12 protein-coding genes are annotated in these 13,623 nt (G+C 57.2%); 6 read left to right on the top strand and 6 right to left on the bottom strand.

The window, feature by feature from the left end; translation table 11 throughout:
• Nucleotides 1-314: 314 nt before the first annotated feature.
• The 5 genes from IMCC12053_RS14745 to IMCC12053_RS14765 all read right to left on the bottom strand — a co-directional run bounded on the left by IMCC12053_RS14745 (nucleotide 315) and on the right by IMCC12053_RS14765 (nucleotide 3,937).
• The gene (locus IMCC12053_RS14745; RefSeq protein WP_062220361.1) at nucleotides 315-1,346 is read right to left on the bottom strand and encodes a MaoC family dehydratase; all 1,032 of its coding nucleotides are present in this window, start codon (nucleotides 1,344-1,346) and stop codon (nucleotides 315-317) included.
• Between the two features lie 39 nt (nucleotides 1,347-1,385).
• Nucleotides 1,386-1,589, bottom strand: a complete 204-nt coding sequence (locus tag IMCC12053_RS14750) for a DUF1737 domain-containing protein (RefSeq protein ID WP_062220362.1) — start codon at nucleotides 1,587-1,589, stop codon at nucleotides 1,386-1,388.
• A 10-nt stretch (nucleotides 1,590-1,599) separates the two neighbouring features.
• Nucleotides 1,600-2,148: an NnrU family protein gene (locus IMCC12053_RS14755; protein WP_062220364.1), complete on the bottom strand. Its 549-nt coding sequence runs from the start codon at nucleotides 2,146-2,148 to the stop codon at nucleotides 1,600-1,602.
• A gap of 27 nt (nucleotides 2,149-2,175) precedes the next feature.
• Nucleotides 2,176-3,024 carry an HpcH/HpaI aldolase/citrate lyase family protein gene (locus IMCC12053_RS14760; protein WP_062220366.1) on the bottom strand — a complete coding sequence of 283 codons (849 nt, stop codon included), beginning with the start codon at nucleotides 3,022-3,024 and terminating at the stop codon, nucleotides 2,176-2,178.
• A gap of 160 nt (nucleotides 3,025-3,184) precedes the next feature.
• Nucleotides 3,185-3,937 carry a sulfite exporter TauE/SafE family protein gene (locus IMCC12053_RS14765; protein ID WP_062220368.1) on the bottom strand — a complete coding sequence of 251 codons (753 nt, stop codon included), beginning with the start codon at nucleotides 3,935-3,937 and terminating at the stop codon, nucleotides 3,185-3,187.
• Between the two features lie 176 nt (nucleotides 3,938-4,113).
• Here IMCC12053_RS14765 and mdh point away from each other — a divergent pair, with 176 nt between their 5' ends.
• Complete coding sequence (gene mdh, locus IMCC12053_RS14770; RefSeq protein ID WP_062220370.1) at nucleotides 4,114-5,076, top strand: malate dehydrogenase; 963 nt, start codon at nucleotides 4,114-4,116, stop codon at nucleotides 5,074-5,076.
• 70 nt (nucleotides 5,077-5,146) lie between these two features.
• Here the strand turns inward: mdh and IMCC12053_RS14775 are convergent, their stop codons facing one another.
• The gene (locus IMCC12053_RS14775; RefSeq protein WP_062220372.1) at nucleotides 5,147-6,097 is read right to left on the bottom strand and encodes a hypothetical protein; all 951 of its coding nucleotides are present in this window, start codon (nucleotides 6,095-6,097) and stop codon (nucleotides 5,147-5,149) included.
• A gap of 288 nt (nucleotides 6,098-6,385) precedes the next feature.
• On the opposite strand from IMCC12053_RS14775, the gene sucC reads away from it, so the two are divergent.
• The 5 genes from sucC (at nucleotide 6,386) to IMCC12053_RS14800 (ending at nucleotide 13,524) form a co-directional block, all read left to right on the top strand.
• Nucleotides 6,386-7,579: an ADP-forming succinate--CoA ligase subunit beta gene (gene sucC / locus IMCC12053_RS14780; protein ID WP_062220374.1), complete on the top strand. Its 1,194-nt coding sequence runs from the start codon at nucleotides 6,386-6,388 to the stop codon at nucleotides 7,577-7,579.
• Nucleotides 7,580-7,584: 5 nt separating this feature from the next.
• The gene (gene sucD, locus IMCC12053_RS14785; protein ID WP_062220376.1) at nucleotides 7,585-8,472 is read left to right on the top strand and encodes a succinate--CoA ligase subunit alpha; all 888 of its coding nucleotides are present in this window, start codon (nucleotides 7,585-7,587) and stop codon (nucleotides 8,470-8,472) included.
• Between the two features lie 142 nt (nucleotides 8,473-8,614).
• Nucleotides 8,615-11,575 carry a 2-oxoglutarate dehydrogenase E1 component gene (locus tag IMCC12053_RS14790; RefSeq protein ID WP_062220378.1) on the top strand — a complete coding sequence of 987 codons (2,961 nt, stop codon included), beginning with the start codon at nucleotides 8,615-8,617 and terminating at the stop codon, nucleotides 11,573-11,575.
• A 4-nt stretch (nucleotides 11,576-11,579) separates the two neighbouring features.
• Complete coding sequence (gene odhB, locus IMCC12053_RS14795; RefSeq protein WP_062220380.1) at nucleotides 11,580-13,076, top strand: 2-oxoglutarate dehydrogenase complex dihydrolipoyllysine-residue succinyltransferase; 1,497 nt, start codon at nucleotides 11,580-11,582, stop codon at nucleotides 13,074-13,076.
• A 52-nt stretch (nucleotides 13,077-13,128) separates the two neighbouring features.
• Nucleotides 13,129-13,524 carry an MAPEG family protein gene (locus IMCC12053_RS14800; RefSeq protein WP_062220382.1) on the top strand — a complete coding sequence of 132 codons (396 nt, stop codon included), beginning with the start codon at nucleotides 13,129-13,131 and terminating at the stop codon, nucleotides 13,522-13,524.
• The last annotated feature ends 99 nt before the right edge of the window (nucleotides 13,525-13,623 follow it).

The raw sequence follows: 13,623 nt of genomic DNA on the forward strand, positions 1-13,623 counted from the left end.
GATAGATGCGGTCATAGGTTGCCTCATGTATTGCGCGTTTTACACGCCAAGTCACCACCTGAGTGCGCTAACATTTTGTGAAAATGGGTACATTGGCGTCGAAAAATACGATGCGTGATCACAAATAATATACTGTGATCACAAAAATGTGGTCACATCTTCGCTTTTGAATTCATCACAGGCCACACAGATCAAACCCGTGTGAAACTGTCAGGATTTAAACGCATATCCGCCGCACAGACGCGCGCGATTCTCACGCCCTCCCCACGTGAACATCATGGAATTTGCCTAAGATTTCATTGAAGCGCGAAAAATCACGTTGGCATCAACGCCCAGTAGTCTAGGTCAAGCAAGACATCGGGATGGTATTTGCCCGCATCCGTCTTGAGCGCGAACTCGGGCGCACCATGTTTGTACGCGACCAGACGCAAGCGGATCGCCCCCACACCGGGCGCAGATGTCTGCGCCTTATCGAGCACTTCGGAATAGGCCCGCACGGTATCCCCCGCAAAACACGGATTGGCATGTGCGCCGCCATTGAGCCCTACGATCATCTGTGCATTGGCCAGCCCGTTAAACGACAACGCCCGCGCCATCGAAATCACGTGGCCGCCATAGATCAACTGCTTGCCGTCCTCACGGTTGGTCGCGTCGAAATGCACTTTAGCGGTGTTCTGCCACAACCGCGTGGCGATCATATGCTCGGCTTGCTCAATCGTGACGCCGTCAACATGATCGATTTTTTCACCCACGCCGTAATCGCCAAACCGGTGCGCCTCACCCGCCAGTGTGAAATTATACTGTGCGAAATCCAAACCCTCGGGGATCACGAGGTCTTTCGCCTCCAACGCGTCCGCCAACACCGGTATCACCGTTTCAGGCGCGGGCGCGTCCACGTTGTGCTTGCGCACCATGACCCAGCGCACATAGTCGAGGACCGCCTCATCATACTGGTTGAACCCCGTTGTGCGCACCCACACCACACCTGACTTACCATTCGAGTTTTGCTTGAGACCGATCACTTCGGACACAGAGCGCAGCGTGTCGCCCTCAAACACAGGCCGCAACCATCGCCCCTCGGCATACCCAAGATTGGCTACCGCATTCAAAGAGATATCAGGCACGGTTTTGCCAAAGACAACGTGAAACGCGATCAGATCATCCAGTGGCGATTTTTCAAGGCCGGATGCCTGCGCAAACTCGTCTGAGGAATAGAGCGCGTGACGGGCGGGATAGAGCGCGTGATAGAGTGCACGCTCCCCCCCCGACACCGTGCGCGGCACAGCGTGCTCGATCACTTGTCCGATTGCATAATCTTCAAAAAAGCGTCCCGAATTGGTCTTCATGTCTCTCACTCTCTCCAACGTCGGGCGCCCTCAAGGGCCTTAGAGCGCGCCCAATTTGACATCGCGGGAATACTCCCCCTCCGCCTCTTTTATGACCGCCTGAGCGCAGCGCATTTTACCGCTACTCTCATCATAGGCGTAGGCGGGGGAGCCGTGTAGCTCCCACCCCTTGCTTAGGGCTTCTGTCACGCGGTGACAAAAGTCCGATGTGTCGTCCTCGGTGATCAAACGGTAGGCGCGCATCGCTGCCCCCTTACATCGGGAACGGCGATGGGCCGATCCATGCGTGAAGACCACCGATCACGAGGTAGACGACGAGGGTGATCACACCCAAACGGATATCGCCCGCTTTCGAGCCACCTTTATAGGGGGCAAAGTCGTGAACCTGTTTGTTGATAAGTGTCATTTCCACGAGCGACCAAACCAACATGCCGCCAAACAAAACAAGGCTCGCCACATCCGTGTTAACCAACAGGTGCGCCACAGCCCAAACGAGCATACCGGTGAGCATCGGATGACGCATCTTGGCCCGCAGACGGCTTTTGGATTTTCCAAGCCCGAACAAAGCGACAGATATGACCATCAACAGGTTGTTGATGTGACGGAAAAAGTCGGGCGTAGAATACAGATCGACGGTCTCGGTAGACCGGTAGCCCACCACCATCAGCACAACGGACACCAACAAAACGAGCGCAATCGGCCCACGGCCCTTTGCGCCCATATTGGCACGCGCATCTGGCGCCAGACGTTTAAAGAGATGACCGCCGCTCCACAGCAACATCCCCAAAATAAGTAAACCCATATCTATCTCCCTGACCCCGTGGGGCGGTTACCCCATGGATTGAATGGCATCATGTTTGGCGAGTGTCGCCCGAGCCGTCACGATATGCAGGTTTTCAACGATTTTACCATCCACAACCGCAACACCTTCACCTTTCGCCTCAGCCTCATCAAAGGCGGCGATCTGGCGGCGCGCGAGATCAATTTCGGCCTCGGACGGCGCAAACGCAGTATTCGCGATCTCCAATTGTGCGGGGTGGATCAGGGTTTTACCGTCAAATCCCATGTCACGGCCTTGGTCGCATTCAACTCGTAGCCCGTCCTCATCCTTGAACGCATTATAAACACCATCAAGCGCGACAAGCCCGTAGGCCCGCGCCGCGATCAAACAAAGGTGCAACCCGCCCATCATCGGCAAACGATCGGCGCGAAAGCGCGTGTTCAACTCTTTGGCCAGATCGTTGGTGCCCATCACAAACCCCGCCATACGTGGGTGTGCGGCGATTTCGGCGGCGTTGATCATGCCCAGCGGCGTCTCCATCATCGCCCAAAGCGGCACATCGGGAATGGCGCGCGCCAGTTCCTCGACCATCGCGGCGCTCTCGACCTTTGGCAGTAAAATCCCGTCAATGTCCGCACCGACGAACGCCGCCACATCATCACGTCCCCACGCGGTATCGAACCCGTTCACACGGACAATCTTGGCCCGCGCCCCATAGCCCCCCGCCGCAATCGCATCCCGAAGCGTCGCGCGCGCATTTGCTTTTTCATCGGGGGCCACCGCATCCTCAAGATCGAACAAGATCGCATCACACGCGAGACCCTTGGCCTTTTCCAACGCGCGCTCTTTTGAGCCAGGGATGTAAAGAGCGGAACGATAGGGGCGGGCCTGTGACATTGATTCTTCCTTCGGGAAATTTCTGAAAGCAACATTGTTGCGCACACAGCCACAAGTACGCACCATTATGCAAGGCAAAATTTGCCGCATCGCAGAAATTGATCGGAAAAATCAAACGCCGGTCTTGGCCAAACCCCTCCCGCAACCACGGGCTATCGCATCACGTCAAAGCGTCGAAAATCAGCTTTGTTCCGGTAACCACAAGGAAAATATAGGCGAGAGCAAAGAACAGCTTGTCCGACATCTTATGGTGCAAATACGCCCCGATCAAAACGCCCACGATGGCAAACGGGAACAACATCGCATCCGCCTTGAACGTGTCGGCGTTGAAAATCCCAACCATAAAATAGGGAATGAACTTGAGCAGATTCACCGCCCAGAACACGATCACAGATGTGGCCTGATAGGTGGTCTTGTCCATCTTTTGGCTTAGCAAATAAACCGCCGCCGGTGGCCCGCCCGCATGCGAGATGAACGAGGTGAACCCCGTCACCATCCCCCAAAACAACCCGCCCTTTGTGCCCATCTGCACCTTGGGTTGCGGCAACCATCCTTTGGCCTTCGCGCCTTGGTAGATCACAAACCCAACCGCCACGACCCCGATCAAGAACCGGAACACATCAGGCGAGGCAATCCCGTACAAAACGCCACCAAGCGCGATGCCGGGCACCGCACCAATGATCAAACGCCGCGCCACAGGCCAGTCCCATTTGCGCCAAAACACCCGAATGGCCGTCACATCCATGATCATCAACAGCGGCAACATCAGCCCCACCGCCTGACCCGGGGTGAGAATCAATGCTAAAAACGGAGTGGCCGCAAACGCGGCAGCCGACCCAAATCCACCCTTGGACATGCCCGCAAAAATGACCGCCGGAATGGCAAAAGCGAAAAAATGTGCATCAAATAACATAGACTGGTCCAATTCAGTTTTTAGCGATTTTTCTTGATGAATAAGGGCTGGTTAACGCTAACGCTAGCCCAAAGCTACGCGTTCTGCAGCGCAGCGGGCTTGCGCGAATGCGGCGGACGGGCTACCCATGCGCCCGAATTCATCGTGATTTCGCACAACAAACTGGAGTTATGAAAATGGCCAGACCCAAGATTGCCCTCATCGGCGCAGGTCAAATCGGCGGCACACTCGCCCACCTCGCAGCAATCAAAGAACTCGGCGACGTCGTCCTGTTCGACATCGCAGAAGGCACCCCGCAAGGCAAAGCCCTCGACATCGCAGAGTCCGGTCCCTCCGAAGGCTTCGACGCCAAACTCAAAGGCACCACTGATTACGCAGACATCGCAGACGCAGACGTGTGCATCGTCACCGCCGGTGTTCCGCGCAAACCCGGCATGTCGCGCGACGACCTGCTCGGCATCAACCTCAAAGTTATGAAATCCGTAGGCGAAGGCATCAAAGAGCATGCTCCGAACGCCTTTGTGATCTGCATCACCAACCCGCTCGACGCGATGGTTTGGGCGCTGCAACAGTACTCCGGTCTGCCCACAAACAAAGTGGTCGGCATGGCGGGTGTTCTCGATAGCGCGCGCTTCCGTCACTTCCTGTCGGTTGAATTCGATGTGTCCATGAAAGACGTCACCGCCTTTGTTCTCGGCGGTCACGGCGACACCATGGTGCCGTCCACACGCTACTCCACCGTTGGCGGCATCCCGCTCCCCGATCTGGTGGAGATGGGCTGGACCACACAGGAGAAACTGGACGCGATCATTCAGCGCACCCGTGATGGCGGCGCCGAAATCGTTGGCCTGCTGAAAACCGGTTCCGCATTCTACGCGCCCGCAACATCGGCAATCGAGATGGCCGAAGCCTTCCTCAAGGATCAGCGCCGCCTGCTGCCATGTGCGGCCTACTGTGACGGCGAACTGGGTCTCGACGGCTTCTACGTTGGTGTTCCGACCATCATTGGCGCGAACGGCATCGAAAAAGTTGTAGACATCAAACTGTCCAAGAGCGAGCAGATCATGTTCGACAAGTCGGTTGAGGCCGTGAAAGGTCTCGTTGAGGCCTGCAAAGCCATCGACGGCAACCTCGTCTAAGCACACTCAGCACACTGACGTACAAAGAAACCCGCCCTGTTTTGGGGCGGGTTTTTTCGATGCCTGCACTTTAGTCCTCGCGGGCCTTAGCGCGCTCAAGCAACGCATCTCTCGTTGATTCAATACTGCGGAGGCTTTGACGGGTTTTCCAGTTATTTTTCTGTAACACCGCCCGCTCGGCCGCCGCACAGCCCAGCTTTAAATGCCCCGCTCTATGCGCCGCCGCAACCAGACTAACCAGATAGGGCGCGGCATCTCTGCGCGCCCGCAGGTGATGATAAAACGATTGGCGCGTCAATGTTCCGCCCAGCGCCTCAAGCACGATCGGCTTGAGTATCTCCATACGCCGAAACATCGGCGGCACTTTATGGGTGAAATGACGCACAGGCAGCGGCTCGATCTGCGTGCCTTTCAAGCGCTCTACATGCGCGCGGTCTTGTGGAACAAATGGATCAAACACAACAAATGCGCGCCCTGTATCCAACGGGGTCGCCGCAACATCGGTGAACGCACCGGACCAATCGCCGATCCGCATGGCGGATGTATACCTACGTTCAAATTTCGCGCGGCGCGGGCGCAAGGTCGATTGTGGCGCAAAGGCGAGAACTGTCGGGTTGGATGCCAAAGGCGAAAACGCCAATGCGCCAAACCCGCCCATCGACGCACCGTAAAAGGCGGTATTCGGATAGGAGTCAAACAACCCCTGCGCCTGAATTTCGTGCAAATGCGCCTTAAGATCGGGGCATTGAAACCAATCCATGCGCTTGGCCATCACACCCAGAGTGCCCCACCCCTGCCTATCCACAAGAGGGAACCCGAACGGCGTGCGTTTTTCCTTTTCGCGCGACGAGGCGAGGTTGTCGAAACAAACGACAAGCCGCTCTGACCCCGGGATATATGACAACACATGATGTTCGGTTTCGACAAAAAAACCACCACGCTCAACGCACGCTGTGCGCAGCCACTCGAACCCTTGAGGCAACGGCGTGTGCGTGCCGGAAAGACTGCTTTGCTCGATCACCTGTGCGTCACTTTTTCTGGTTACTCATACGCTAACAAACGGGCGTTGCGCGAAACCTAACAGCGGTGGCATTCATCGACAAGTGTTCGGCCCGTCTCAACGCAGCATTGGCCTACCACACCTGCTGATTCTGAGATTGGCGATCTATTTGTGATCACACTATTTATTACTGTGATCACAAATGATCGAAACATGGCCCATTTATCGCTAACACGGCAAAAAACCGTTTCTTAACACTATTCGTGTGTGTCATGTCCTTGGGTAACCGAAAAAGGATAGGACAGTTTTATGAATATCCACGAGTATCAGGCCAAGTGCCTTCTCAAGGAATACGGCGCACCGGTCTCTGACGGGCGTGTTGTTTTAAATGCAAACGATGCAAAAGCAGCCGCAGGTGAGCTTGACGGCCCACTTTGGGTTGTAAAGGCTCAGATCCACGCGGGTGGCCGCGGCAAAGGCTCTTTCAAAGAAGCCAATGCTGGTGAAAAAGGCGGCGTTCGCCTCGCCAAATCCGTTGAGGAAGCCGCACAGGAAGCCAATCGTATGCTCGGCCACACTCTGGTCACGCACCAGACTGGCCCCGCAGGCAAACAGGTCAACCGCGTCTACATCGAAGATGGCTCTGACATTGAGCGCGAACTCTACCTCGCGCTTCTCGTAGATCGCCAGACATCGCGCGTGTCCATCGTGGCCTCCACCGAGGGCGGCATGGACATCGAGGAAGTGGCAGAAAACACACCCGAGAAAATCCTGTCCTTCTCCGTCGATCCCGCTACGGGCTTCCAAGGCTACCACGGTCGCCGCGTCGCGTTCTCGCTTGGCCTTGAGGGCAAGCAGATCAAACAATGCGCACAGTTGCTTGCCAACCTGTACCGCATGTTCGTCGAAAAAGACATGGAGATGCTCGAGATCAACCCATTGATCGTCACCCCTGCGGGCGACCTCAAATGTCTCGATTGCAAAGCCGGCTTTGATGACAACGCTTTGTACCGTCACGCCGACATCGTTGGCCTGCGCGACGAAACAGAAGAAGACCCCAAAGAACTTGCCGCCTCCCAACACGACCTCAACTACATCGCCCTCGACGGCGAAATCGGTTGCATGGTCAACGGTGCGGGTCTGGCGATGGCCACAATGGACATCATCAAACTCTACGGTGCGGAACCTGCCAACTTCCTCGACGTAGGTGGCGGTGCGACCAAAGAGAAAGTGACCGAAGCGTTCAAGATCATCACATCTGATCCAAACGTCAAAGGCATCCTCGTGAACATCTTCGGCGGCATCATGCGCTGTGACGTCATCGCCGAAGGCGTGATTGCAGCCGTGAAAGAAGTCGGCCTCGAAGTGCCCCTCGTTGTCCGCCTCGAAGGCACCAACGTTGAGCTCGGCAAAGAGATCATCAAAAACTCCGGTTTGAACGTGATCGCAGCTGACGACCTCAAAGATGGCGCTCAGAAAATCGTTAAAGCAGTGAAGGGCTAACAGACATGGCAATTCTCGTAGACGAAAACACCAAGGTTCTTTGCCAAGGCTTCACTGGCTCACAAGGCACCTTTCACTCCGAGCAAGCAATTGCATACGGCACCAAAATGGTTGGCGGCGTCACACCTGGTAAAGGTGGTTCAACCCACCTGAACCTGCCTGTGTTCAACTCCGTACACGAAGCCAAGCACGTCACAGACGCAAACGCGACCGTGATCTACGTGCCGCCCCCCTTTGCCGCGGATTCCATCCTTGAGGCGATCGACGCCGAAATGGAATTGATCATCTGCATCACCGAGGGCATTCCCGTGCTCGACATGATGAAGGTCAAACGCGCCCTAGAGGACAGCAAATCGCGCCTCATCGGCCCGAACTGCCCTGGCGTGATTACACCTGACGCGTGCAAAATCGGCATCATGCCCGGCCACATCCACAACCGTGGATCTGTGGGCGTTGTGTCCCGTTCCGGTACGCTCACATATGAGGCCGTGAAACAGACGTCCGATCTTGGCCTTGGCCAGTCGACCGCTGTTGGCATCGGTGGCGACCCGATCAAAGGCACCGAACACATCGACGTGCTCGACATGTTCCTCGATGATCCAGAAACCCACTCGATCATCATGATCGGTGAGATCGGTGGCTCCGCCGAAGAAGAAGCCGCTGAATTCCTCGCCGAGCAGCGCAAAAAAGGCCGCTGGAAACCAACGGCTGGCTTCATCGCGGGCCGCACCGCCCCTCCCGGCCGCCGCATGGGCCACGCAGGCGCAATCGTCGCCGGCGGTAAAGGCGATGCAGAAAGCAAGATCGAAGCGATGAAATCCGCAGGTATCGTTGTAGCCGACAGCCCAGCCACCCTTGGCGAAGCAGTGATGGAAGCCATCAAAAACGGCTAATCTGCCTTAGGGTCTAACCGCCCTGACACATCCTGCCTGCGCCCCGACAAAACGGGGCGCAGGCTTACGCACAAAAAGGCGATGCGCGCCGAAACTGCACCAGATAACCCTCGCGCACGAGCGCCCCAGAAAGGTCACGACGATGAACGACCAAAGCCCGAACGATACTTTCCACGCGTCCTCTTTCATGCAGGGCCATAACGCGGAATACCTCGAACAGGTTTACGCGCAGTACACCCAAGATCCCGCCTCGGTGGATGCGTCTTGGGTCGAGTTCTTCGCCGCACTTGGTGATGATGCGCGCGATGTTCAGGCCGAGGCCGCAGGCCCGTCTTGGGCCCGCGCCGACTGGCCGCCCGTGCCAAACGATGACCTAACGGCCGCTCTTGACGGGCAATGGGCCGAACCCGCCGTGGTCGAGCAAAAGATCAAATCGAAAGCGGCCGAGAAAAAGATCGATATTTCCGAGGACGCCGTCAAACGCGCCGTTCTGGATTCTGTTCGCGCGTTGATGATCATCCGCGCCTACCGCATCCGTGGCCACCTCGTGGCCGACCTTGACCCGCTGGGCATGCGTGACGCGACACCCCATCCCGAGCTTGATCCCAAATCCTACGGCTTCACAGATGCCGACATGGATCGCCCGATCTTCCTCGATCAGGTTTTGGGTCTGCAAACCGCATCCATGCGTCAGATTTTGGAAATCGTGAAACGCACCTACTGTGGTACATTCGCGCTCCAGTACATGCACATCTCCAACCCCGAAGAGGCCGGTTGGCTCAAAGAGCGCATTGAGGGCTACGGCAAAGAGATCGCATTTACCCGTGAGGGCCGCAAAGCCATCCTCAACAAACTGGTTGAGGCCGAGGGCTTCGAGAAATTCCTGCACGTCAAATACATGGGGACCAAACGTTTCGGCCTTGATGGTGGCGAAAGCTTGATCCCCGCGATGGAACAAATCATCAAACGCGGCGGCAACCTTGGCGCGAAAGAGATCGTGATCGGCATGCCCCACCGTGGCCGCCTGTCCGTCTTGGCCAACGTGATGAGCAAACCCTACCGCGCGATTTTCAACGAATTTCAGGGCGGCTCGTCCAAGCCTGAGGATGTCGACGGGTCAGGCGATGTGAAATATCACCTCGGTGCCTCGTCAGACCGCGAGTTTGACAACAACAAAGTCCACCTGTCACTGACCGCCAACCCCTCGCATCTTGAGGCGGTGAACCCCGTTGTACTCGGCAAATGCCGCGCCAAAACCGATCAAAACAACGACCCGTTGCGCACCTCGGTCATTCCGATCCTGTTGCACGGCGATGCGGCCTTTGCGGGTCAGGGCGTCGTTGCCGAATGTTTCGGCCTGTCAGGCCTACGTGGTCACCGCACCGGCGGCACGATCCACATCGTTGTGAACAACCAGATCGGCTTTACCACCGCGCCGCACTTCTCGCGCTCCTCACCCTACCCGACCGACAACGCGCTTGTGGTCGAGGCTCCAATTTTCCACGTCAACGGTGACGATCCAGAGGCCGTGGTTCACGCCGCCAAAGTGGCCACCGAGTTCCGCCAGAAATTCCACAAAGACGTGGTGATCGACATCTTCTGTTACCGCCGGTTTGGTCACAACGAAGGCGACGAGCCGATGTTCACCAACCCCGCGATGTACAACCGCATCAAGCGTCACAAAACCACGCTGCAACTGTACACCGAACGCCTCGTCAAAGACGGCCTCATTCCCGAGGGCGAGATCGAGGATATGAAAGCTGTCTTCCAATCTCACCTCAACGAAGAGTTCGAAGCGGGCAAGGATTACAAACCGAACAAAGCCGACTGGCTTGACGGACGCTGGAAACACCTCAACGCCGAAGGCGAAGAGTATCAGCGCGGCGAAACCGCCATTTCCGAGAGCACGATGGCGGACGTTGGCCGTGGCCTGACCACTTATCCTGACGCCTTCAACATCCACAAAACCGTGGCCCGTCAACTCGAAGCCAAGTCAAAGATGTTCGAGTCGGGCACCGGATTTGATTGGGCAACGGGCGAGGCAATCGCCTTTGGCTCGCTCCTCACCGAAGGCTACCCCGTACGCCTCGCGGGCCAAGACAGTACACGCGGCACCTTCTCACAGCGCCACTCAGGCCTGATCGACCAAGGCTCCGAGGATCGCTACTACCCGCTCAACTCCATTCGTGACGGCCAAGCCAACTACGAAGTCATCGACTCCATGCTCTCCGAGTATGCGGTTCTCGGCTTTGAATATGGTTACTCGCTTGCCGAACCAAACGCACTGACCCTATGGGAAGCCCAGTTCGGCGACTTCGCCAACGGCGCTCAGATCATGTTCGACCAATTCATCTCCTCAGGCGAAAGCAAGTGGTTGCGCATGTCCGGTCTCGTCATGCTCTTGCCACACGGCTACGAGGGCCAAGGGCCGGAACACTCCTCCGCCCGCCTCGAGCGTTTCTTGCAAATGTGTGGTCAGGACAACTGGATCGTCGCCAACTGTACGACCCCGGCCAACTACTTCCACATTCTGCGCCGCCAGTTGCACCGCAGCTACCGCAAGCCACTCGTGCTGATGACGCCAAAATCGCTTTTGCGCCACAAACTCGCGACCTCCGTGGCCGCCGATTTCACCACCGGCTCCTCGTTCCACCGCGTGTTGTGGGATGATGCAGACGCAGGCTACCGCACAGGTAAATCCGATATCGCGCTCAAAGCCGAAAAAGACATCAAACGCGTCGTGATCTGCTCGGGCAAAGTCTACTACGACCTGCTCGAGGCCCGCGATGCCGCTGGCAAAGACGACACCTACATCTTGCGCCTCGAACAGTTCTACCCGTTCCCTGCCCTCTCGATGGTCAAGGAATTGGAACGCTTCAAAGGGGCCGAAATCGTTTGGTGCCAAGAAGAGCCAAAGAACCAAGGCGGCTGGAGCTTCGTCGAACCCAACATCGAATGGGTTCTCACACGCATCAAAGCCAAACATACCCGCCCCATCTACGCGGGCCGCAACGCCTCGGCATCACCCGCAACGGGTCTTGCCTCGAACCATAAAGCACAACAAGCAGCGCTCGTGAATGACGCGCTCAATATCGAAGGATAACCAGATGTCCGTAGAAATTCGCGTCCCGACCCTTGGCGAAAGCGTCACCGAGGCCACCGTTGCCACATGGTTCAAAAAGCCGGGCGATGCCGTTGCCGTTGATGAAATGCTCTGTGAGCTTGAAACAGACAAAGTCACCGTCGAAGTGCCCTCCCCCGCCGCAGGCACATTAGGCGAAATCATCGCCGCCGAGGGCGACACCGTTGGCGTTGACGCCCTGCTCGCGACCCTCTCCGCAGGCGAGGGTGCGGCCCCCGCACCGGCCGCCAAAGCCGCCGATACTCCGGCTGCCCCTGCGGCCTCATCAGCTGGTGAAAGCATCGACGTGATGGTCCCGACCCTTGGCGAATCCGTCACCGAGGCCACAGTCTCCACATGGTTCAAATCCGTAGGCGACACCGTGGCTCAGGACGAAATGCTGTGCGAACTTGAAACTGACAAAGTGTCGGTCGAGGTTCCATCCCCTGCGGCCGGTGTCATCACCGCGATCGTAGCCAACGAGGGTGACACAGTGGACGCCTCCGCCAAACTGGCCGTGATTTCCTCCGGTTCTGGCGCCGTAGTCGCCGCTCCCGCAGCGGCCGCAGCGGCTGCACCTGTCTCCACAGGCGGCAAAGATATCGAAAACGCGCCCTCCGCCAATAAACTCATGGCCGAAAAAGGCATCGATGCCGCATCCGTTACAGGTACAGGCAAAGATGGCCGCATCATGAAAGAAGACGTGATGAACGCAATCAACGCCCCTGCCGCAAAACCTGCTGCACCCGCAGCACCACGCGCGCCCTCTGCGGCCGATGATGCGTCCCGCGAAGAGCGCGTGAAAATGACCAAGCTGCGCCAAACCATCGCGCGCCGCCTCAAAGAGAGCCAGAACACCGCCGCGATGCTCACCACCTACAACGAGGTCGACATGACCGAGGTGATGGCGCTGCGCAACGAATACAAAGACCTGTTCTTGAAAAAGCACGGCGTCAAACTGGGCTTCATGTCCTTCTTCACAAAGGCCTGCGTGCACGCGCTGAACGAAGTCCCCGAAGTGAACGCCGAGATTGACGGCACCGATGTGGTCTACAAAAACTTCGTCCACATGGGCATCGCCGCTGGCACGCCTCAGGGTCTCGTGGTCCCCGTGATCCGTGATGCGGACGCAATGTCATTTGCCGACATCGAGAAAGCCATCGCGGAAAAAGGCGCACGCGCCCGTGACGGCAAACTGTCGATGGCCGAAATGCAGGGCGGCACCTTCACCATCTCCAACGGTGGTGTCTACGGCTCGCTGATGTCCTCGCCCATCCTCAACCCGCCACAGTCGGGCATCCTCGGCATGCACAAAATTCAGGACCGCCCGATGGCGATCAACGGCCAAGTCGTCATCCGCCCGATGATGTACCTCGCCCTGTCCTACGACCACCGCATCGTCGACGGCAAAGGCGCCGTAACCTTCCTCGTCCGCGTCAAAGAAGCGCTCGAAGATCCACGTCGTTTGCTGATGGATTTGTAGTAATACTATGGGCGGGCCTCTGGCCCGCCCAACTCATTGCGAAAACCATAAAATGACCCCAGACCTCATCCCCCTCGCCATCGTTGGCCTCATGCACATCGCGCAGTTCGCCGTGGCCTCTTACATGGCCAATGTCGATCTTGGGCAGGGCTACACCACATCTGCGCGCGACCGTGCGCCGAGCCGTGAGATGCGTTTGACCACCGCGCGGATGTTGCGTGCCTATGACAATCATGTTCAGATGTTTCCGTTCTTTGCCGCCATTGTGTTGGCCATCCATGTCACGGGACAGATCAGCGGCGTGACGACAGTCGCCGCTTGGGTCTATCTTGTCGCGCGCATCGCTTATGTCCCCGCCTATGCGTTCGGGTGGCAACCGTGGCGCAGCTATATCTGGCTCGTGGCGATGGCCGCCACCGCCACACTTTATCTCGCGGCCCTCATATGATCCGCGCCCGCACAATCCGTCAGCGCCCCAATACCTGACAAAAATAGATGACATACGAAAGTCCGACGAAAAGCAGACGGGAAACCGATGCGGACAAAA

Source organism: Celeribacter marinus, assembly GCF_001308265.1.
Taxonomy (GTDB): domain Bacteria; phylum Pseudomonadota; class Alphaproteobacteria; order Rhodobacterales; family Rhodobacteraceae; genus Celeribacter; species Celeribacter marinus.